The organism is Kibdelosporangium banguiense (assembly GCF_017876405.1).
In the GTDB taxonomy this organism is placed as follows: Bacteria; Actinomycetota; Actinomycetes; order Mycobacteriales; family Pseudonocardiaceae; genus Kibdelosporangium; species Kibdelosporangium banguiense.
Map to the genome: position 1 here is coordinate 2,005,348 of NZ_JAGINW010000001.1, position 21,266 is coordinate 2,026,613.

19 protein-coding genes and 2 tRNA genes are annotated in these 21,266 nt (G+C 67.0%); 5 read left to right on the forward strand and 16 right to left on the reverse strand.

Annotated features, from left to right (window positions below):
* Positions 1–213: 213 nt before the first annotated feature.
* The 10 genes from JOF56_RS09585 to JOF56_RS09630 all read right to left on the reverse strand — a co-directional run bounded on the left by JOF56_RS09585 (position 214) and on the right by JOF56_RS09630 (position 8,083).
* A complete protein-coding gene (locus tag JOF56_RS09585; RefSeq protein ID WP_209636485.1) occupies positions 214–1,170 on the reverse strand; it encodes a pentapeptide repeat-containing protein in 957 nt (318 codons plus the stop codon).
* Positions 1,171–1,660: 490 nt separating this feature from the next.
* A tRNA-Ser gene (locus JOF56_RS09590) sits at positions 1,661–1,750 on the reverse strand.
* A 91-nt stretch (positions 1,751–1,841) separates the two neighbouring features.
* Positions 1,842–1,988 carry a hypothetical protein gene (locus JOF56_RS09595; RefSeq protein ID WP_209636487.1) on the reverse strand — a complete coding sequence of 49 codons (147 nt, stop codon included), beginning with the start codon at positions 1,986–1,988 and terminating at the stop codon, positions 1,842–1,844.
* Between the two features lie 29 nt (positions 1,989–2,017).
* Positions 2,018–4,414: a DUF8508 domain-containing protein gene (locus JOF56_RS09600; protein WP_209648133.1), complete on the reverse strand. Its 2,397-nt coding sequence runs from the start codon at positions 4,412–4,414 to the stop codon at positions 2,018–2,020.
* A 191-nt stretch (positions 4,415–4,605) separates the two neighbouring features.
* Complete coding sequence (locus tag JOF56_RS09605; protein ID WP_245378213.1) at positions 4,606–5,901, reverse strand: BNR-4 repeat-containing protein; 1,296 nt, start codon at positions 5,899–5,901, stop codon at positions 4,606–4,608.
* 219 nt (positions 5,902–6,120) lie between these two features.
* Positions 6,121–6,207 (reverse strand) — tRNA-Ser (locus JOF56_RS09610).
* Between the two features lie 50 nt (positions 6,208–6,257).
* On the reverse strand, positions 6,258–6,797 hold the full coding sequence (locus JOF56_RS09615; RefSeq protein WP_307855004.1) for an RNA polymerase sigma factor: 540 nt from the start codon (positions 6,795–6,797) through the stop codon (positions 6,258–6,260).
* A gap of 83 nt (positions 6,798–6,880) precedes the next feature.
* A complete protein-coding gene (locus JOF56_RS09620; RefSeq protein ID WP_209636489.1) occupies positions 6,881–7,093 on the reverse strand; it encodes a CsbD family protein in 213 nt (70 codons plus the stop codon).
* Between the two features lie 49 nt (positions 7,094–7,142).
* Positions 7,143–7,598: a tRNA adenosine(34) deaminase TadA gene (tadA, locus tag JOF56_RS09625; RefSeq protein WP_209636491.1), complete on the reverse strand. Its 456-nt coding sequence runs from the start codon at positions 7,596–7,598 to the stop codon at positions 7,143–7,145.
* Positions 7,595–8,083, reverse strand: coding sequence for a tRNA adenosine deaminase-associated protein (locus JOF56_RS09630; protein WP_209636493.1), 489 nt, complete (start codon positions 8,081–8,083; stop codon positions 7,595–7,597). The genes tadA and JOF56_RS09630 overlap by 4 nt, the downstream gene beginning before the upstream one ends.
* Positions 8,084–8,163: 80 nt before the next feature.
* On the opposite strand from JOF56_RS09630, the gene JOF56_RS09635 reads away from it, so the two are divergent.
* The 3 genes from JOF56_RS09635 (at position 8,164) to JOF56_RS09645 (ending at position 12,333) form a co-directional block, all read left to right on the forward strand.
* Complete coding sequence (locus tag JOF56_RS09635; protein WP_209636495.1) at positions 8,164–9,411, forward strand: M20 metallopeptidase family protein; 1,248 nt, start codon at positions 8,164–8,166, stop codon at positions 9,409–9,411.
* 80 nt (positions 9,412–9,491) lie between these two features.
* Positions 9,492–10,463, forward strand: coding sequence for a prephenate dehydrogenase (locus JOF56_RS09640; protein WP_209636497.1), 972 nt, complete (start codon positions 9,492–9,494; stop codon positions 10,461–10,463).
* A gap of 61 nt (positions 10,464–10,524) precedes the next feature.
* Positions 10,525–12,333 (forward strand): fibronectin type III domain-containing protein, encoded by a 1,809-nt coding sequence (locus JOF56_RS09645; RefSeq protein WP_209636499.1) that lies wholly within the window; start codon positions 10,525–10,527, stop codon positions 12,331–12,333.
* A gap of 6 nt (positions 12,334–12,339) precedes the next feature.
* Here JOF56_RS09645 and JOF56_RS09650 read toward each other — a convergent pair whose 3' ends face one another.
* The 6 genes from JOF56_RS09650 to JOF56_RS09675 form a co-directional block, all read right to left on the reverse strand.
* Positions 12,340–12,933, reverse strand: a complete 594-nt coding sequence (locus tag JOF56_RS09650; protein ID WP_209636501.1) for a putative glycolipid-binding domain-containing protein — start codon at positions 12,931–12,933, stop codon at positions 12,340–12,342.
* The gene (locus tag JOF56_RS09655; RefSeq protein WP_209636503.1) at positions 12,930–13,142 is read right to left on the reverse strand and encodes an antitoxin; all 213 of its coding nucleotides are present in this window, start codon (positions 13,140–13,142) and stop codon (positions 12,930–12,932) included. The genes JOF56_RS09650 and JOF56_RS09655 overlap by 4 nt, the downstream gene beginning before the upstream one ends.
* A 33-nt stretch (positions 13,143–13,175) precedes the next feature.
* Positions 13,176–15,041, reverse strand: coding sequence for an FUSC family protein (locus tag JOF56_RS09660; RefSeq protein ID WP_307855005.1), 1,866 nt, complete (start codon positions 15,039–15,041; stop codon positions 13,176–13,178).
* A 134-nt stretch (positions 15,042–15,175) separates the two neighbouring features.
* Positions 15,176–16,294: a thioester domain-containing protein gene (locus JOF56_RS09665; RefSeq protein ID WP_209636507.1), complete on the reverse strand. Its 1,119-nt coding sequence runs from the start codon at positions 16,292–16,294 to the stop codon at positions 15,176–15,178.
* Positions 16,295–16,479: 185 nt separating this feature from the next.
* The gene (locus tag JOF56_RS09670) at positions 16,480–18,150 is read right to left on the reverse strand and encodes a DUF885 domain-containing protein (RefSeq protein WP_209636509.1); all 1,671 of its coding nucleotides are present in this window, start codon (positions 18,148–18,150) and stop codon (positions 16,480–16,482) included.
* 25 nt (positions 18,151–18,175) lie between these two features.
* Entirely contained in the window at positions 18,176–18,685 is a 510-nt protein-coding gene (locus JOF56_RS09675) for a GbsR/MarR family transcriptional regulator (RefSeq protein WP_307855006.1), read from the reverse strand.
* Positions 18,686–18,778: 93 nt separating this feature from the next.
* Here JOF56_RS09675 and JOF56_RS09680 point away from each other — a divergent pair, with 93 nt between their 5' ends.
* Positions 18,779–19,669: an ABC transporter ATP-binding protein gene (locus tag JOF56_RS09680; RefSeq protein ID WP_209636513.1), complete on the forward strand. Its 891-nt coding sequence runs from the start codon at positions 18,779–18,781 to the stop codon at positions 19,667–19,669.
* On the forward strand, positions 19,666–21,264 hold the full coding sequence (locus tag JOF56_RS09685) for an ABC transporter permease (protein WP_209636517.1): 1,599 nt from the start codon (positions 19,666–19,668) through the stop codon (positions 21,262–21,264). The genes JOF56_RS09680 and JOF56_RS09685 overlap by 4 nt, the downstream gene beginning before the upstream one ends.
* Positions 21,265–21,266: the final 2 nt, after the last annotated feature.

Below are 21,266 nucleotides of genomic sequence, written 5' to 3' on the forward strand. Positions count from 1 at the left end.
CCTTGGGTTAGCACCGCTCGAGCGAGTTAGAAACCTAACCCGCCGGGTTAGGTCCCGCCTTGAGTCCCTGGCCTGCGGAAAGTTAGCGAGTTAGCCGGGTTAGGTCCCACGGTTCGCCATCCCGACGACGCCTAGATGGCCCGGCGGGCGGCTGCCTGCGGGACCTAACCCAGGGGCGTGCTGACGGTCCAACAGCCGCACGTCGCTGGGTCGTCAAGATCCGGTGGTGCTGTTCTCTGACGCATCCAGGCCGTCAACGTCGCCCCCTTGTGACGCCGGTGACGTGAACCGTTCGATTTCGCGTGGTACGGCCTGTTTGAAGGTTGCCGACTGGAAGTCGGCCATGGCGTTGAAGGTTGCCGACCGGAAGCCGGCCATGGCGTTGAAGGTTGCCGACCGGAAACCGGCCGAGCCGTTGAAGGTTGCCGACTGAAAGCCAGCCATGGCGTTGAAGGTTGCCGACTGGAAACCGGCCATGGCGTTGAAGGTTGCCGACCAGAAGTCGGCAGAGCCGTTGAAGGTTGCCAACCGGAAGACGGCCGTTTCTACGACACAGTTGGCGAGAGAGAAGGTGATGAGGGTGGCGTAGGTGAGGTCGAGGCTAATGTCGGCCCAGAACGTGGCGACTGGTGCCGTAACTCCGCCATCGCCGGGGGAGAGGTGCTCAGTGAGCAGGCGCTGAGCGGTGAGCCGGACTTCGCGTTCTTGGGTCCGTTCTATGTAGTTCTTGATCACGTCTTGGTCGGCATCATCGGCTGGCTTGTTGCCACGAGGGGTGTACGGCATCCGTAGGTAAGCGCACAGAACGTTGACGATCGTTTGCCGTTGGTCAGGGTTGTTCTGCGCGACGCGTTCCAGTGCGTACAGGCCGGCCAGCCGAACGGGGGCTTTGTCTGAGCCGAGTTGGTCGGCGGCTTTGGTGTAGAGCTCCGTGACGCGTTTCTCCGCAGCGTCAAGGTTTGTTGCCGCAGCGGTGAGTTCCTGGTGCCATTGGCGGCGCACGGCGAGCAGAAGGGCGAATACCCCTCCCGTCCCCGCGCCGATGCTCAATCCGGTCTTGATGGCTTCGACACGTGCTGCGGCGGGGTCTTTCGCCTGGTTGGCTTCGCCGAGCAGCCAGGCCGTGGCGCCCCACGCCACGGCCGCCACCACGCCAGCAGCGGCGACCACAACCCACCAGCTCAACGGCGGCGCTGGTGTCTCCACGCCTCGCCTTGGTCGCCGCGCACCGCGGATTGCTGCGGTGATCAGCAAGCCCACGGCCAAGCCGAAGAACACGACCCAGCCGGCATGCGAGCGCAGCCATTGCCCGGCCCTTGCCCAGTTGACCCAGTCAGCCACGGCGGTCACGCCGATGGCCAGCAGCACCGTACCGGCCGCCGCAGGCGTAATCACATCCCGTCGCATGACCAGACTGTCGCGGCCTGGCCCAGATTCGTCACGGGTGCCCCTCATTCGCTCAGAGCCCCGAAGCCCTCACGCGCCTCGACTGCCGGGAGGCCCAAGGGCCCCCGCTTCTGGCCTGTTGGCCGAAGAGAGGGGCGGCTGGCGGCTGTCAATTCAGGGGACGTGACAGAGTGCATTGAGACCCCCAATTGAGACCCAACAGTAGAACGCCGGTCACCCATGATCGCGGGTGACCGGCGTTCTCGCTGGTAGCTGGCGGAGGATAGGGGATTTGAACCCCTGAGGGCTATCACACCCAACACGATTTCCAATCGTGCGCACTAGGCCACTATGCGAATCCTCCGTCGCAGAGGTTACCGGACCATGTGCGGGTGACTCAAAACGGGTGGTCGTGACGGGCGAAAGGCCCGGGCGGTGCGCCCGGGCCTTTCGTTTCACTCTTCGTCGTCCGGCTTGGCGTGGTCGGCCACGCCGGGGCGTGGGTCGCGGGACAGGTCCACCAGCGGGTGGGGACCGTCAGCGTCGTCCGGCAGTGCGTGGCTGGGCGCACGCTCACCTTTGTCCTGGTTGTCCGAAGTCATCACGCCCTCCTCGTCGTGTCTTGTGGACACTACCCATGGGAGTTGCGCAGCCGCTCGACGAGGTCGAGCAGGTCGAAGATGACATCCAGCCACTCTTCGCCGGTACTGGGCCTGAAGCGGACCACCTGGGGGTCGTGGTCACTGGCCTGACCGGCGAACTCCGCGTTGATGTGAACCACGTCATAGTCCACGCCGCGCGGTGCCCGGCTGGTCAGCGTGTGGTCCAGAACCTGCGAGTTTCCTTCGAACACGTAGGTGTAGCGCTCCTTGGGCGGCAGCGTGTCAATAAGGTCACGCACTGCCCCACCGCGGGTTAGTTCGGCCAGCGCCGGTGCGAACTGGAAGTCGTTGAGGTCGCCGGCCAGCACGATGTTGGCCTTCGAGTCCACCGCCAGCACACTGTCGACGAACCCGCGCAGCGCGATCGACTGCTTGATCCGCTGCTCCTCCGACACCCGGTTCGGTGGCTGGAACCGGCCGTGTACCGACTGGTCGCCACCCTTGGAGTTGAAGTGGTTGGCCACCACGAACACCTTGCGGCCGCCGAACACGAACTCCCCGGCCAGCGGCTTGCGCGAGCTCTGCCACGCGGCGTTGAGCGGGTCGATCCGGCCAGGCGAGACCGACAGCTTCGGCCTGCCGTACTGGGAAAGCACCTGCACCGGCGTGGTCGCGTCACCACCCGGCCGATCCACAAAGGACACGCGGGCCGGGTTGAAGATGAACGCCACCCGGATGTTGCCGCCCGGCTCACCGCCGTCGGTCTTGTTCTCCGGGTTGATCTGCCGCCACTGATAGCGCGGGCCGCCCTGGGCGACGATGGCGTCGGTGAACTTCTGCAGTGTCTGCTCCGCCGACACCACGCCGTTGTCGGTCGCGCCGTTGTCGTCCTGGATCTCTTCCAGGGCAACGATGTCCGGCGACGCCAGGTTCTTGACGACGCCCGCGGCGAGCCGGTCGAACTTGGCCTGGTCGTCACCTGGGTCGAGGTTCTCGACGTTGTACGTGCCGACCGCGAGCTCACCGCTGCGCTGCTTGCGCGTGACCTCCGGCTGCAGGCCGCTGGACTGCTCACCACCGAGCGTCGTGGCCTGCAAGGTGTAGCCGCCGAAGTTGACGTAGTCCAGCGGGCCCTCAGTGCCGCCGGTCAGCTTGTCACCCACGTTGAACTGCGGGAAAGGACGCTGGGAGAACGGGATCAGCGACATGACCTTCAACCGGCCCGGGTTGAACTGGTCGTAGCCGGAGTACAGGGTGCCGCCGCGGGCGGTCGGGTTCTCGTTCGGCCGCACGGTCACATAGAACTCGTTGAACTCCGTGCTCGGGCCGACGACCCGGACATCGTTGATCCTGATCCGTTCGCCTTCGTGGGACTCGTAGAAGTCCAGGGCGAACGTGTCCGGCTTGAGCTCCAGCGAGTCGATGTTGCCGCCCGTGGGCACATACTGCGCCGGCAGTGTCTTCTCGTCGATCGACTGTGCCTGCGGCAGGGCGTTTCCAGCCGACGAGACCGTCCACTGTGCATTGATCAGCTGGGTCAGTGACTGGTACGTGGAGTTCGCGTCGTCGTTGGGCAGGAACTCCTTGACCGTGCCGGCCACCACGACCGCGTCGCCTGCCTTCACGTTCGGCGTGACACCCGCGTTGAAGACGAAAAGTCCTTCACTGGTGCGGGGATCCGCGTCCGGAGCCGTGTCCTGGAACCAGAAGCCGCGCACCGAACCGAAAGCGCGGACACCGGTGACCACACCGGTCACACCGGCGACCTTCTTGCCCGCCAGCGGCGACACCCGGGTGACGCCCTGAATGTCGTGGATCTTCGCCTGCACCGGCGGCGTTGTGCCACCAGGCCCCTCACCAGCGGCGTTCACCGGAGTCGGTGTGCCGGTGGCGAAGTCGACGGAGTTGTTGTCCGTGTCGGTGTTGTTCACGCGAGCGGACGACGTGGCGTTGGCCGTGCCCGGCGCCGGCGAGGTCTCCCGCACAGTCGCGTTGCCGTAGCCGACGAGATCGCGAATGCGCGTGTCGGCGTTGCAGTCCGCAGCAGTCAGGCACGTCAACGGTTCGGCGCTGTTGACCAACGCGACCGTGCCCGCACCCGCGGCCATCGCGATCGACCCGGCCGCGTCGACGGCCGGGAGCTCCAGCGTCCCACCGGTCCCCTTCGCCTCGCCGACCAGATAAGTCTTACCCGGCGCGATGCTGCCGGTCAGCGGCGTCGCCTGCCAGCGGCTGGACGCACTCGGCGCGGCCGGCAGGTACTGCACACTCCAGCCGGCCAGCGAGACCGGCGCCGCCGAGACATTGGTCAGCTCGACGAAGTCCTGCGTCAACGTGGCACCGGAGTTGCCGCCACCGCCGTAGACCTCGCCGATCAGGACGTCAGGGCTCGGGACGGCGTTCGCGGCGGGCGCCACGACCACCATTACCAGCCCAGCGGACGCCGCCACGGCGATCCCGCGTAAGGATGAGGTCACGCTCTGTCCTCCCTCGTGAATCAGACGAGGTATCGTCCCCCGGCCGAGTGAACGAAGGAAGTACGCATAGGCAACTGTTCGGCCTCGTCAACCGCAAAACACCGATGCCGAATCCGGCACCGGCGTTGCGGTTCAGGTGGCTAGCGGCCGGCGACGTAGATGTCGCCGTCGGCGACGCTGACCTCACGGGCGGAGGAGGCGCCGCTGGCCAGGATTCGGGCTGGGTCGCGGAAATCGCCGATGACCTCGATGCGCTGGACCGGCTTGGGGGTGGTGATCACGCTTTCGGCACGCCAGTCCTTGCCGAAGGTCAGCAGGTACGTCTCGATGTTCGGCTGGCCGTCCCTGGTCGCATAGACACGCCAGGTGGCGAGGTTCACCCGTTCGATCTCACGGGTGCGGATGCCGCTGAAGACCTGTTTTGTCTCCCAGGCGCGGCCGTTCCAGACACTGGCCTGGTTCAGGGTGGTGCCGGTTGTGTTGTCGTAGCTGAACCACAACACGAACGGCCGGCCGAAGGCGCCACCGACCTGCTGGATGTAGTCCGGCGACTTCAAGGTGCCCATCGGCCGCTCAAGCGGCGTGTCGGCCACCTTCAGGTAGGTCTCCTGGTCGGCGTCGTCGATCTGGGTGCCCAGGTCACGCCAGGCGGCGGAGTAGAAGTGCAGGTTGGCCGGATTGAACACCGCGTAATAGATGTTGCGGTGGTAGAAATCGTGCACATGTTGCGTGGGCCCGCCACCGGCGAGCGTGTAGCTGATGTGCACCAGCCCGGTCAGCGGGTCCTGCCGCAACTGGCCGATGTAGATCTCGTTCAGGTTGTCGGCACGCGCCGTGGACCCGATCGCGAACGGCTGCCCAGTCAACTCGACCGAGTTCTTCCACGTCAGGCCGTTGTCCTTGGAGACGAGATACTTCATCGGGCGGGTGTCGCTCGGCGTCACCTTGTCGATGTCGCGGGTGGTCTCCCGGTAGAACACGAACAGCGACCCATCAGCGGCCTTGAACGGCATCGGGTAGCTGGCAGCCTTACCCTGCGGCACCTCAACCGTGGTCCAGTCGCCGTCGATCGAATGCGGCCGAGCCGAGCGGCTGATCACCGTCGCAGTGTTGTGCATGCCCCGAACCACCAGGACATGCCCGTCATCCGCCTGAACCATGGTCGGATAGTTGTGCGAGTCCGACTCACCCACGGCAATGAACTTCGGCGCACTCCAAGCCTTACGCCGATGGTCATACGCCTGCACATAAGTGTCGGCATCCTTGCCGGACCACGAGATGAACGTACTGTCCGCCCGCCGGTCATAGACCCCACCCGCAACCGGCCGGCGATCCGATCTGGACGCCACCCCACTCGCAGCCGTCATCACATCGAACTCAGGCGCCGCCGCCTCAGCCCCAGGCGCAAGCGTCACCATGGTCGCGAAGACGGTCAAGATCGTGAAAATGCGCTGCCTTCGGCGCATACAACTGCCTCCTGGTCAATCCCAGGCGGCGGGAGAAACCCATGCTTCCACACCCCGGCCCCCAACGTGAAGAGCCGCGAACCAAGAGGCGGGCGAAGCCCGGCATCGGGGGGTTTGGGGGTCGTCCCCCCAACATTATGGCGAGGGACCTGGTCCACGCTTTCCGCGGACACAGGTCCCTCGACCGAGCGGTAGCGGTGGGATTTGAACCCACGGAGGGCGTGAACCCTCACACGCTTTCGAGGCGTGCTCCTTCGGCCGCTCGGACACGCTACCGCCGAGAAGCTTACCGGACGGGTTTCTGGGGCTTGGGGGGCAGGTGGCTGTCAGCGCCAGGCGCGCATAGCGACGGCGAGGCGGACCTTGGCGCGGGCGAGGCGGGCGCGGGCAGCTTGCTCGGTGCCGCCGTCGAGGCGGGCTATTTCGAGGTGGGGCAGGCCGTGGATCTCGGCGAGGAGCCAGGTTTTTCGTTGCGGGGGCGGGAGGTCTGCCAGGGCTTGCCGTAGGGCTTGGACTGCGGCTATGGCCTCGGCCATTCGTTGGGGGTCGGAGGCTGGGTGGCTGGCGGCGAGGTCTGGGACGGCGTCGGTCAGGACGTGGTCGCGGCGGGTGCGCAGCACTCCGAGGCATTGGCGGTGCGCTACCCGGAAGAGCCAGGTGCGCACCGCCGCTGGGTCGCTCAGTTCGGACAGCCTTCGCCACGCTGTTACCGATACTTCCTGGGCTACGTCTTCGGCGTCCGCGCGGTCGCCGAGGATTCGCAGTGCCATCAGGAAGATTCGTTCGGAGTAGCGGCCCAGCAGCATCGAGAAGGCTTGGTGGTCGCCGCTGAGGGCGCGGCCGACCAGTGTGGCGTCATCTTCCACACTGGACAGCTCTTGGCTCGGCAATCCCCTGCCCTCCAACGAATTCGCCCTGGGCGCAATGGTGGCAGGCCGAGGCGCCGGAGTCACTTATCGTCGCGTAGCGAGTCCTTCGCGTCCTTCACGGCGCCGGCCGTCTTGTCGCGCACGTCGTGGGCGGTCTCCTTGGTCTCGCCCTTGAGCTGGTCGCGTTTGCCTGCCGCTTCCAGTTCTTCGTTGTCGGTGGCCTGGCCGAGTTTTTCCTTCCCCTTGCCGATAATTTGCTCTGCCTTGTCCTTCATCTTGTCGGATTTGCCCATGACTCTGGAGTGCCCGCTGAACTGGACAGCGAACGTAATGTGATCCAGGTCACTGCCGACGGCTGCGGAAGAAGTCCGCCAGCAGCTCGGCTGTCTCGGCCTCCAGGATGCCGCCGACTACCTCGGGCCGATGGTTGAGCCGCTGGTCACGCACCACGTCCCAGAGCGACCCGGCAGCGCCGGTACGAGGCTCCCACGCACCGAAGACAACGCGGGCGACGCGGGCGAGCACGAGCGCGCCCGCGCACATCGTGCACGGCTCGACGGTGACGTAGAGCGTGCAGCCGGTCAGTCGCCAACTGTCGCCGTGCGAGCGCGCCGCAGCGCGTAGCGCGAGGATCTCGGCGTGCGCCGTGGGGTCGCCGAGGGCTTCGCGGGCGTTGCAAGCCCGCGCGAGCTCCTCGCCCAACGGCGACACCACGATCGCGCCTATCGGCACGTCGCCTGTGTTCGGCGCGTCCGCCGCCACGGTGAGCGCGGCCCGAATCCAGGCTTCGTCGGTCACTGCTGGATACGGTCCAGCAGTGCGGTGAACTGGTCGGCGAACCCGCAGCGCTGGGCGATCATCTGCAGCTGCTGGTCCGGGTACAGGTCCACCTCGCCGGTGATCACCTGCAGCTCCGGCGCGGGCAGCCCCAGATCGGCGAGGATGTCCAGCGAGCCTTCCGGCCAAAGCTCGTCGTCGTCCTCCTCGGGCGGGTCCACCCGCAACAGGTCGAGGGCGTCCGCCGCGATGTCGTAGTCCAGCGCCGCCGCCGCGTCCGACAGCAGCAGCGACATCCCGCCGGGGCTGGGCCGCAGCAGCAGGAAGAACTCGTCGTCTACGGCCAGCATGCCGAAGACCGCCCCGGTGGAGCGGATCTTTCGCAGTTCGGTGATGGCCGAGTCGAGCTCACGCAGGGCGTCGCTGCCCATGGAGTCACACCGCCACTTGCCATCCTCACGGACGACGGCTATCGCGAAACCAGCGAGTGGCTCCTCCTGAGACATGTGCACACCGTATTCCCCCTTGGCGTTCACCCGGAAGAACCAGCCCCCATCGGCGCGCCAGCAGTGTCACTATCGAAGACATGAACGCCATACGTCCGTCCCAGTCACCCTCCGTTTCCGCACTGGCCACCGACCCCAGGTTCACGGGGCTGGTCGATGCGGCGCGGGCACTGCAACCCCGGACGGTGGCCCTGCGCCGCAAGATCCACAAATACCCTGAGCAGGGGCTGGACCTGCCGCGGACCCAGGCGGCGGTGGTCCAGGCACTCGATGGGCTCGGCATGCAGGTGATGAAGGGTGACAAGGTCAGCTCGGTCACCGCGGTCCTGACGGGCGGCCGGCCCGGCCCGACGGTCCTGTTGCGGGGCGATATGGACGCGCTGCCACTGCAGGAGGACAGCGGCCTTTCCTACACCTCCGAAGTAGACGGTTTGATGCACGCCTGCGGTCACGACACGCACACCGCGATGCTCGTGTCGGCCGCGCGGCTGCTCGCCAGCCGTAAGGAAGCGCTCACCGGCCGGGTGGTGTTCATGTTCCAACCTGGTGAGGAGGGTTATCACGGTGCCCGATTCATGATCCACGAAGGCGTGCTGGAGGCCGGTGGACGGCCGATCGAACGTGCCTTCGCCCTGCACATCACGTCGACCGACGTCTCTGGCGTGGTCCGAAGCAAGGCCGGGGCGATGCTGGCGGCCGCGGACACGTTCACCGTGCGCGTCACCGGCCGCGGCGGGCACGGCGCCACGCCGTCCGACGCGCTCGACCCCGTGCCTGCGGCTGCGGCCATGGTCGGCGCCCTGCAGACGATGGTGACCAGGCGGATCAGCGTTTTCGAACCGGTCGTGGTGACCGTCGGCCGGATCACCGCGGGCACCACGAACAACATCATCCCGGAGACCGCGGAGCTGGAAGGCACATTCCGGTCGTTGTCGGAGGCCAGCCGCAAGAAGGTACGCGATGAGCTGCCGAAACTCTGCCAGCACATCGCGGCCGCGTACGGCTGCCGCGCGGACGTCGACCTGACGCCCGGCTACCCGGTCACGGTCAACGACGACGAACTCGGCCCGCATGTGGTCGACCTCGCCAGCGCCGTGCTGGGCTCCCGGTACGCCGCGCCGATGCCGAACCCGTTGATGGGCGCCGAGGACTTCTCCTACGTCCTGCAGCGTGTACCCGGGGCGTTCGCGTTCCTCGGCGCGTGCCCGCCTGGTGTCGAGCCGGCCGAGGCGGACCCCAATCACTCCAACCGGGTCCATTTCGACGAGTCCGCGCTGGCCAACGGCGTAGCGATGTACGCCGCGTTCGCGCTCGACGCCCTGCGGTGACCGGGACTGACGGACAAAGAGCGGACAGACTGTGATCCGCGGAGCACAATCTGCAGCTGTATTCAGACTTGTAGGGCAGTATGTCGGGCGTGCGGCCAGTGTGTGTGATCGGTTTGGGACTCATCGGCGGTTCGGTGCTACGAGCAGCGAGCGCGGCGGGCAGGCAGGCATGGGGCGCCACAGCGTCCACAGTGGATGCCGACGCTGCCACAGTGGACGGTTACCGGGTCGAGTCCGGAGTGGATACCGCGCTACAGCTGGCGCGCGAACGGGACGCGATTGTCGTTGTCGCGGTTCCGTTACCGGCACTGGATCAGACCCTGTCGGCGATCGCGGTGAACGCACCAGAGTGCCTGCTGACCGACGTGGTGAGCGTGAAGGCGCCAGTCGAGATGGCTGTCCGCCAGTCCGCGCCGCGCACCCGGCACATCGGCGGGCATCCGATGGCCGGGACGTCGGCCTCCGGCTGGATCGCCGGATCAGCGGGGTTGTTCAAGGACGCGTCCTGGGTGCTCACGGTCGAGGATGAGACGGACCTCGACGCGTGGCGCGAGGTCGCGCAGTTAGTACTGGACTGCGGTGCCCAGATCGTTCCCGCGACCGCTGCGGCGCATGACGACGCAGTCGCACGGATCTCCCATCTGCCGCATCTGATGGCCGCTGTGCTCGCGGCCGTCGGCGCAGACGGCGGGATGCTGTCGTTGGCGTTGGCTGCGGGCTCCTACACGGACGGAACGCGCGTCGCCGGTACGCGGCCGGAGCTCGTTCGTGCGATGTGTGAAGGCAACCGCGGACCGTTGCTGGACGCGGTCGACGATGCGTTGGGCCGGCTCGGTGCCGCGCGGGGCGCATTGGCGTCGACAGGTTCGCTTGGCGCGACTGTCGAAGCCGGACATCGTGCTTGGCAGGACCACACCGAATACCGCAATTCCCGTCGTTCCCAGGACCGGATCGACCTCAGTTCGCCGGACGCCCGCGAGACCCTGCTGGGGCTTGGCCAACGCGGTGGCCGAATTGTCGGATTGGACGGAGATTTCGCACTGACCGGCTGATTGGGTATCGGCTGGACAACGAAAGTGTGAACCAGGTCGCATTCCCGCCTAGCTTGTCAAGGTGGAGCGTCGCCTGTTGCAGCGTGCCGGATATGTCGCCGGAGGCTTGATCGTGGTCGCCGGTGCGATAGTGGCCCTGCGCAACGCCGACACTCCGACCGAGCAGAAGCCGCCGCTCCCAGCGCCCCCGCAAACCGAGGTAGTCCAGTACGCCGACCAGAGCGTCCTGCTGCCGCAGCCCGGGGGCCGTCCGGAGAAACCGGCCGATCTCGTCGTCACACCGGGTCCGCACCGATTACAGGTGAGCTGGGCCAGGAAACCGGAAATCACCGGTTACGACGTACGGCTGCGTGGCCCGGGCGATTTCCAGCGCACCCGGCTGGTCGCGGACGAAGCGACCCAGTTCGACGGCCTGGACGACCACACCGAGTACTCCCTTGAAGTGCGGGCCGTGGATTCCTTCGGGCAACGATCCGACCCCGTCACACAGACCCATCGCCCGTCCGGGAAACGGCCCGACGAAAGCCGATACGCGCTGGTCGACCATTTCGACGGTGCGGTCGTGCCCGACCCGGCGCGGTGGCAGCTCGCGAACAACGCGGCCTGCGCCCGGATGTCCCGCGGGGCCGACGACGACAACAAACGACTCGTGATCTCCGCCGCGTGCGGTGCCGAATCCGTCGCCATTCGCTCACGAACTCCGTTGCGTCTCAAGGACAATGGCGGCGAACTCGGCCGCATGATGATCGAGACCGACGCGCCCGCCACCGACGGCGAACTCACTATGGATCTCGTCCCCGGGCCCGTGGACTTGGTGGAGTCCGGTCCGCGCGGCGACGGGCTGATCCCCGGCCTGGTGCGAGTCCGGATCACGTCGGAGTCCGTGGAGATTCCCGGTTTCCCAGCGGTGAAGATCCCCCGGCTGGCCGCGATCAGTTCCCGGTGGGAACTTGTGCTGCGCACCGACGGAATATCCGTGTGGCGCAACGGAGTTCAGGTGGCGGCCGCGAACGTCGTGCCCACGTGGACCGAGGCGACGCCGCTGTTCGGTTTCGCCGGACCCGCGAACGGCTTGAACTACGCGGGAATCGACGCGATCGGGCTGTCGAGCGGCGACACGCCGGCGTACGTCCCGGCGCCGCGGATCACCAGCAACGCCATCACATCGCCGGACACCGAGGCCTTCGCCGGCTCGCTGGGCGGCCAGCTCCGGATCACCATCCGTGCCAGCTACGGCGTGGTCCTGGCGCCGTTCACAGTCGACATCGCCGGACGCTCTTTCCCGGCCCGGCCCGCGACCGAAGGCCAGGGATACCAGCCAGGCACGCGATACCCGATCGTCGTCGACCTCCCGGCCGACGCGCTCCTGCTCTCCGGCGATCGCCACGAACTCCGGGCCGCCGTCCACAGCTCCGTCCCCCAATCGATGCCAGTCGTCCAGCACCTCGGCTTGGAGCTCGTGCCCGACCCGGCTCACAAGCCGTCCGCCGCCCAAGCCGAACCCGCCTCCGAGCAGGCTCAGCGCCCGCGCCTGATGATCGCCCCCATCAAAGCCGCGCTCCTCGACGCGGCCGGCAACAAGATCGACAGCAACCACGCGAGCCCGCGCGGCCGCGTGGTCCTCGACGTGACGATGACCGGCGCCGACGTCCACGCGGGCCTCGCCGGCATCGAAATCTGGGTCGACAACAAGCGCATCGCCGGTATCCCGACAAACCGCGACGGCCCCGCCGTCACCGGCCACTGGCGTATCGCCCTGAACTCCGGCGCGTTTCCCACCGGCGTCCGCAACCTCGAGCTCAAGGCGATCAGCACCGACAGCGCCATCCCCGCCCAGTTCACCAGCATCACCTGGCAGATCCCCGCTTAGCGGGTCTCAGACGCGGCGGGCCAGGCCTGGGTACTCCAGCACGAATCCGGAGCTGTCAACGGTCATGTCGGCGCTGAAGGTCTCGTCGCGGTAGTTCACCACCGAGCTCTGCTCGCCGATCGACACCGTGGTGTACGTCTGCCGGGAGACCCGGACCTTCAGGTCGGGCAGCGAGACGTACACGACGCTCAGTTCGTGCTCGCCGGCCTCGCGGTGCAGGTTGAGGCGGCGGATCGGCAGCGCGTTGAACAGCACCGCACCGGCCACGTCGACCTCCAGGGCGCCGTCGAACGCGGAACGTTCGGCACCCTGGCCACGGTCGACCAGCCAGACGCCGTCCCGGGTACGGCTGACCGAGATCTGGCACTCGTCTTCGGCCGTGGTCGCGCGGATCAGCAGCCTGCTGAAGGCACCGGACGCGTCCGTGGCCGCTTCGAACGACGTGCTGAAGGCCTCGTCGCCGCCGTCGGCGGCCGCGATCAACCGGCCGGACGCCTTTAAGCGGTTGTCGGCGACCAGCAGGCGGACGGATTCCAGCCGGGGGGCGCCAACGCCCTGCCAGGTGAGAATCGTGCCCTTGCGGGTGATCGTCGTGGTCACGCGTCGCCCGGCTTCGGCTCGTCGCCCGCGGCGGGCTTGTCGGGGATCATCTCCTGGATCTTGTCGACCACCGAGTCGATCTGCTGCTCGTGGCCGAACTTCTGCTTGGCGAACTCGCCCGCCTTCTCGATCCCGTCCTCGATCTTGTCACCGTGCTGGTTGACGAGGTCCTTGGCCTTGTCGGCGAGGCCACCGAAATCGATTCCCATCTCATCTCCCTTAGGCGCGGTCCGTCTCGCAGGCTACCCAACTCGGGGAGGCGGCCGCAGCAGGCGGCGGACGATCTGCCCGGCGGATCGGGAGTACCAGTCCGGTCCACGCAGCGTAGCCAGCACGGACACCAGCTCGGTAACGAGTTTCTCCAGTCGGTCCACATCGGGCATGGGCACCCGTTCAGGTGGTCGTTCCTCCCTGATCGACGCCGCGGCCTCCGCGACGGCCTCGGTCAGGACCGCGATGGCCGCCGGGTCGATCGGCTCGGCGCCGCGCTTGATGCCGACCGCGAGGCCGGTGACGGCGTCGGTGGCGCGTTCCAGGGTCACGATCACCGGCCACCAGGCCGCGGCCTGCAGACCGGCGGCGGACGGCTCGACCACGGCCTGCTGGAAGGCGTTTCGCAGGTCGGAGAGCTTGCGGTAGGTGTCCCGACGGAGTTTGACCCGCTTGTCCGAACCGGACAGTCCATGCTCGATGTACTTGCCGAGGGTCTCCAGCGTGCCCAGCAGCTGCTCGCCGACGCGTGGCCGCAGGCTGCCAGGCCACAGCAGATAGCCGAAGACAAGCACGATCGCGCAGCCCAACGCGGTGTCCAGCAGCCGCGCCACGACCAGCCCCCAGTCGCTGGCGTGCGCCAGGTCCAATTGCACGATCACAAGCGGCGTGACGAACGTGGAGAACATCCCGTAGTTGCGGTCCCGTCCGAACGGCAACGCGCCCGCGATCAGGGCCACCAGCAGCACGAGCACCCAGCCAGGCGGATCGAACGCCAGCACAGCCGCGCCTAGCAGCACCCCTGCCAACGTCCCGAGCCCACGCAGCACCGCACGCCCGAACACCGACCCGAAGTCCGGCTTCAGCACGATCGCGACCGTCAACGCCACCCAGTACGGATACTGCAGCTCCAGCACCCAGCCGATCCACTGCGCCAGCGCCATGCACAGCATCAGGCGCAACGCGTGTGACCACGCGACCCGCCCGGCAAAGATCGTTTCCAGCCGGTCCCGCCATGCCACATGGTCCTCAGGGTCCCGGGCGTCGCGTTTGCCGCTCGGCGAGGTGAGCCCGTCCAGCCCGGCACGCAGCGCGGCCAGGCCACGTGAGGCCTCCTCGAAGTGCGGGGAGGCAGGCAACCTGCGGTCGAGCCGGATCGCCTCGGCGATCGCGGTCATGTGCACGACGACGTCTGCGGGTGGTTGGCGTCCGACGTTGACCAGGGCGACGCTCGCCTCGACGATCGGCGTGGTGTCGGCCAGAAGCGTCATCAGACGGCGGTACGCACGATCACGCCCAGCGAGGTGGGAACGCGCTGTCAGCAGGGCGTCGTAGGCGTTGTTCAGAGCCGTCGTGACGGCTTGGCGAGCTGTACGCGCGTAGGCCGTGCCTGAGGACGCCAGCATCACGGCGAGTTCGTCGTAGATCTCGGCGACAGCGGCCCGCTCGGGCGCGGTCGCCTTGAAGGGCCAGGCGGCGATGGACATCAGCCACACGAACCCAGCGCCGACCGCGAACCACATCGTGGCGAACAGGGTGTCCCGCGGCTGCCCGGACCCGAGCGCCGCGAACACGAGCATCTGCAACGCCGCCAACGAGGCGTTGCTACCGCTGGCGCTGATCAGCGCGGACGCCCCGGCAAGCAGGACGAGTACGACAGCGGACCACAATCCGTGCCCACCAGATAGTGAGCCGACGAGGAAGCCGACCGCGCCACCGATCACAGCGCAACCGATTCGCTTGGCGCGGTACCGATACGGCCCGTCGACGTCGCCGAAGGTGGCGCACAGCGCGCCCATCGAGACGATCACGCCGATGTCCAGCCGGCCCAGCGCGAAGCCCAGACCGATCGGCCCGGCGATCGCGATCGCCGCCCGGATCAGCCGTTTGACGGGCACCGGCGACTTCTTGGACCGCAGCAACTGCACAAGCCAATGTGGAGCTCGGAGGTCCTTGCTCGCCGCGGGCACCAGGCCATCTAAACAAAACCAGGCCCGATGGACGTGCCATCGGGCCTGGAGTGCTAGCTAATTCACGCGCGGCGGCGGCGCTGGAAGACCAGCGCACCCACACCCGCACCGACGAGCACGACACCGATCAGGATCGGCGTCAGGATCGAGGCGCCGGTGTTGGCCAGCTCATTGTTGGCCTTCTTGGGCTGCGGCGCCGCAGGCGCGGAGGCCCACTCCGCCACACCGTTGGCGTCCAGCTTCACGGTCTTGGAAGTCGCCAGGATCATCGACTGGGTCTTCTTCTTCGCATCTTGGGTCACGAATAGCCGGCCCAGGGAGAACTCGCTCTGCCCGGCGATGGAGAACTCGACCTTGCCGGTGGCGATGTTCGCGGGCACCTTGACGTAGAACTCGTACTTGTCCAGCTGCTGGATCTTGGTGGCCACGTCGGCCTTCTTGAGCTCTTTGCCGTCCTTGTCGCTGAGGATGACGCCATCCGGCAGCTTCGCGGCGATGGACACGTCGCTCGCGCTGGTGGTGACGACGAATGGGCCGATCAGGCTGTCGGGCTTGCCGGTCAGCTTGGCGGGATCGAGCGTGAGCACCGGCTTGGGCGCGGCGCCGATGCCGACGTTGTCCTTGCCGGTCAGGTAGTCGTAGACGGCCAGGACGTCGGCGGCCGAGTCCTTGTTGTCCGGCACCGGGTTCTCACGGTTGATCTTGACGTCGTCGCTGTACGTCCAGAGCGCGGCCTGAGTGCCGGTGATGGCCTCTTCTTTGGTCAGCTTGTCCTTCGCGCCGGAAGCCTTCTCCAGCTTCTCCAGGTCGGTCGCGGGGAAGCCCTTGTGCAGCACCCAGTTGATGAACGCGCTGTTCTTGTTGAAGGACGAGCCTTCCTGGGGGTGCTTGTCCCAGCCGGTCTCGACGTAGCCGGGGTGGTCCTTGGTGACGACCGGCGTGTGGACATCGACGCAGTAGGTGTTCAGCGTCGAGTCACCCACGGTGAACCCGAACAGCTTGGTCGGCATCGGCTTCTCGAAGCCGCTGATGATGATCCCGTAGCCGTTCTGGTTCTTGGACTCGTCCAGCTTCCCGGTGACCCCGTCGGTCGCCGCCGCAGGCGCCACCGACGACAGCAAAGCCATGGCGGTCACGCCGACCAGAGCCGCGCCGGCGCGCAGCTTCTTCACCCGACTCACGATTGGTGCTCCCTCATTAGGTTGTGCCCCAGCTACCCCGTGTTGCTACTGACCATTTGGCGTGGCTGGCCGAACATCCAGGCCCCGTCCTACTTCTGGGTGTTCGAGCAACCACCAGGCGTGCATCTACCGATAGCGGCGGTGACTCTATCCACCCCGAAAGAGGGGCAAAATCGGGGGTCTGGCTAGCGACTGGCCCAATCGGTAACCACCTGGTCAAGCACAGTCAGCGGCAACGGGCCACTACCGATCACCAGATCGTGGAACGTTCGAATATCAAATCGGTCACCCAGAGTTTGCTGTGCGGCGGCCCGGATTCGCTGGATCTCCAACCGGCCGACCATGTAGGACAACGCCTGGCCGGGATAGGCGATATAACGATCGACTTCGGTATTGATCTCCAGCGCCGGCATCGGCACGTGCTCGGCCATGTAGTCCACGGCCTGACCGCGTGACCAGCCCTTGGCGTGCATCCCGGTGTCCACCACGAGCCGGCCCGCCCGCACCGCGTCCATCGAGAGCATGCCCAGCCTGGCGATGTCCCCGGAGTAAAGACCCATTTCCTCGGCCAGGCGCTCGCAGTACAGGCCCCAGCCCTCGGTATACGCGTTGACGTCGGCCAGCCGGCGCAGCAATGGCAGATCAGTCTGTTCACCGGCGATGGTGAGCTGGAAATGATGTCCCGGAACGGCCTCGTGGAACGCGGTCACCTCGGCGACATGCCGGTGGCGTTCCCCCGGCTGATACGTATTGGCGAAGTATGTGCCCGCCCGGGAACCGTCCAATGCGGGCGGCATGTAGTACGCCATCGGCGCGCCCGGGGCCTCCGCGGCGGGCACGGGCTCGACCTTGCAGCTGTGTGACGGGGTGTGCCCGAACCAGCGCGGCGCCTCGGCTTCGGCACGCTCGATGGCCTCCCTGGCCGCCGACAACAACTCCTCTTCGGAGTTCCAGCGCAACGCGGGATCGTTGCGCAGCCGGTCGAAGATCTCCTGCACGTTCGAGGTGCCGAACACGCGCGAGCCGACCTCGGCGAACTCCTCCGACAGCGAGGCGATCAGATCCAGGCCGGTCTGGTGCAGGTCCTCGGCCGTCCGGTCGGTCGTGGTGTGCACACGCGACAGCCGCTGGTATAGCTCGTCGCCATCAGGCAGCCAGGTCAGGCCTACTTTCCCGGCCGACCGTGCGTGCTGGACGATCTCGTTGGCCAGCGTGTCGCGATACGCCCCGAACGCGGGCCGGACAACCTCTTCAAGCAAACGATCCCGTTCTGCCACAAAGGACTCGGCGTCCTGTGGCGGCTGCGGGCGGCGCAGCGCATCGGCCTGCGGGTCGGCCAGGTAGCGGTCAAGGTGCGCAATCGCGCCGTTCACCAGGTGCTCGACGGGAACACGACCGGCCGCGACGCCTTCCCGGTGCCGCTCGGCCGTGGCCGCCAGATATCCGGGCACGGCACGCAGCCTCGTCAGGTAGTCCTGTGCGCGGTCGTCGTTGGCCAACGCGGTCATCGGCAGCATGGTCAGCAGCCCGGACGCCGCGCCGATGAACAGATCCGTGATCGTGTACTCGGCCATCTTCGACTCGATCCGGTCCACCGTGGACCTGGCCTGCTGGCTGACCACGGCCAGGGTGATCGCGTCTTGTTCGGACAATCCGGACCGATCGACCGTACCGGCCCGTTCGATCACGTCGAGCGCCTGCGCGCGGGCGGCTTCGTCGGCGGCGGCCGACGGGTCACCGATCAGTGCGTCGTAGCCGGGGATCCCATACAGCGTCGCACTGACCGGTTCGCGGTCGAAGCCCATTCGCATCAGCTCGTCAGCCAGTGCGTCCGGTTGGCTCGAAGTGATCGTCATGCCGTGAAACTAGCCGCTGGACCGCCTAGTCCGTGAGCCCCCACTTTCGATGTAACTCTGCGCGACGCTGGCGCCACCGGTCCATCAGCAACGGCATTTCCTCGTGCAGGTACTCGAAGAACTCGACAGTCTCCTTCCAGCGCAGACCCGCCGGTGTCTCATCGCCGAGCACTTCGACGCCGTCGCGGATGGTGGCCTGCCACCGGTGCATGACCTGATCACGCCGGGTGATCATCTCGTACCAGAGGTTGTCCTGCACGACGTAGTAGTCGCGCCGCGACCCCGGCTCACGTTCCCGCTCGATCATGTCGACCTGGCCGAGATATCGCACCGCACCGGAGATCGCCGCCGGGCTGACCTGCAGCTGTTCGGCCATGTCGGTGGCCGAGAGCCGGCCGTTGTCGGCACACAGCAGTGCCACGAACACCCGGGCTGCCATCCGTTGCATGCCGGCGTCGGCGAGATGACCCGCGAAGCGTTCGATGAACTTCAACACGGCGGCCTGATCCCGCTCTTGCTCTTGCGCCTCGCTCACCGGCTCATCCTCTCCCGGGATTTGGTTAGTACACGTAACTTTATACGCTTTCTTAACTTCATGATTTTGTGAACGAAGTGTAGCTTCTGATGCATGACACATGCGATATCCGTGTCCGGCCTGGTGAAGACGTTCGGCCGGACGCGTGCGCTGGACGGTCTCAACCTGACCGTCAGCGCGGGGGAGGTACACGGCTTCCTCGGCCCGAACGGGGCCGGCAAGTCGACCACAATTCGTGTCCTGCTGGGCCTGCTGCGTGCCGACGCGGGCACCGCCCAGCTGCTCGGCGGCGATCCGTGGGGGCAGGCCGCCGAACTGCACCGCCGGCTGGCCTACGTGCCCGGCGACGTCACTCTCTGGCCGACTCTGTCCGGCGGCGAGGTCATCGACCTGCTGGGCAGGCTGCGGGGCGGCCTGGATCCCAAGCGCAAGGCTGTGCTGCTGGAGCGCTTCGAACTCGACCCCACCAAGAAGGGGCGCACGTACTCCAAGGGCAACCGGCAGAAGGTCGCGCTGGTCGCGGCGCTGTCGTCGGATGTCGAGCTGCTGGTGCTGGACGAGCCGACCTCCGGTTTCGACCCGTTGATGGAGGCGATGTTCCGCGAGTGCATCGAGGAGGAGAAGCAGCGCAACCGGACAGTACTGCTGTCCAGCCACATCCTCTCCGAGGTCGAGGCACTGTGTGACCGCGTCAGCATCATCCGCAACGGCCGCACAGTCGAGACGGGCACACTCTCTGAACTCCGGCACCTCACCAGAACCTCTATCCAGGCTGACCTGTCCAACGAGCCGACCGGCCTCGGGGATATGCCTGGGGTCCACGATTTGACTGTGCGTGACCACCACGTCAAGTTCGAAGTGGACACCGCGCAGCTCGACGGCGCGCTGAAACACCTGACGTTGTTCGGGATCCAGTCGCTGACCAGCCAGCCGCCGACGCTCGAGGAGCTCTTCCTGCGTCACTACGAGGACGACCTGCGATGAGCGCCCTGGCAGGCACCGGTTCGCTGATCCGGCTGGCCCTGCGGCTGGACCGGGTCCGGCTGCCGGTCTGGATCGTGGTGAGCGCCGGTCTGGTGCTCGTCACCGCGACCTCGGTGAAGGATCTGTACCCGACCGAGGCGTCCCGGCAGCTGATCGCGACCACCATCGGCACCAACCCGGCGATGCAGGCGATCTACGGCCAGGTCTACGACACCTCACTGGGTGCCGTGACGATGTGGCGAATGGCCATCACCGGCGCATTGCTGGTCGCCCTGATGAGCATCATGACCGTCAACCGGCACACCCGGCAGGACGAGGAAGCCGGCCGGCTGGAGCTTATCGGGGCCACCGTGGTCGGCAGGCACGCGCCCATGGTGGCCGCACTGATCATCGCCGCGGGCGCGAACATGGTCGTGGCAGTGCTGATCGCACTCGGCCTGACCGGGCAGGGCCTGCCCGCGGACGGATCGTTCGCGGCCGGTTTCGCACTCGGGTTCACCGGGCTCGTCTTCGCCGGAGTCGCTGCCGCGGCAGCACAACTGGCCGAGAACGCGCGAACTGTGACAGCGATTTCCGTCGCGGTGCTCGGTGTCGCGTTCGTCCTGCGGATGGTCGGCGACGCGAGCGGCGACGGCGGGCCAAGCTGGTTGAGCTGGCTGTCACCGGTGGGCTGGCTGCAAAAGGTGCACGCGTACGCCGAGAACCGTTGGTGGATATTGGTTCTCATGCTCGCGCTGGCCGTTGTGCTTGTCGGCGTGGCGTTCGCGTTGGTCGCACGGCGGGACCACGGCGCCGGCCTGGTGCCGCCGAGGCCGGGCCCGGCCGACGCGAGCCAGGGTCTGAGCGGGCCGTTCGGGCTCGCCTGGCGGCTGCACCGGATCGCCCTGACCGGCTGGCTGGTGGCGTTCGTGTTGCTGGGCGTCATGTTCGGCTCGATCGCCAACAGTGCGACAGACCTGGTCAAGGACAACCCTCAGGTTGCCGAGATCGTCGCGCAGATGGGCGGCACGGCGGCACTCGTCGACGCGTTCATGAGCGCGATACTGGGCCTGATCGCCTTCGTCGCGTCCGCGTACGCGGTGTCGGCGACGCTCCGGCTGCGATCCGAGGAGACCAGCGTCCGCGCCGAACCGGTGCTGGCGACCGGTGTCAGCCGGACCCGATGGGCCCTGAGCCACCTGGTGTTCGCCGCGGTCGGGGCGCTGGTCATGCTGGTGGCCGCCGGACTGGGCCTGGGGATCTCGTACGGCATCTCAGTCGGCGACGTCGGCGGGCAGCTGGGCACTGTGTTCCAGGCCGCGCTGATGCAACTGCCGGCAACACTGGTGGTCGCCGGGATCGCGATGGTGTTGTTCGGGCTGGCGCCGCGGTTCGTGATCGGCAGCTGGGCGGCGTTGACGGTGTTCTACCTGCTCGGTCAGCTCGGCCCGCTGCTACAGGCGCCGCAGTGGCTGATGGACGTCTCGCCGTTCACCCACGTGCCGAAGCTGCTGGGTGACGTGACGGCAGGACCGCTGGTGTGGCTGTCGGTCGTGGCGATCGCGTTGATGGCCGTGGGAGTGGCCGGATTCCGGCGCAGGGACATCGCGAGCTAGCT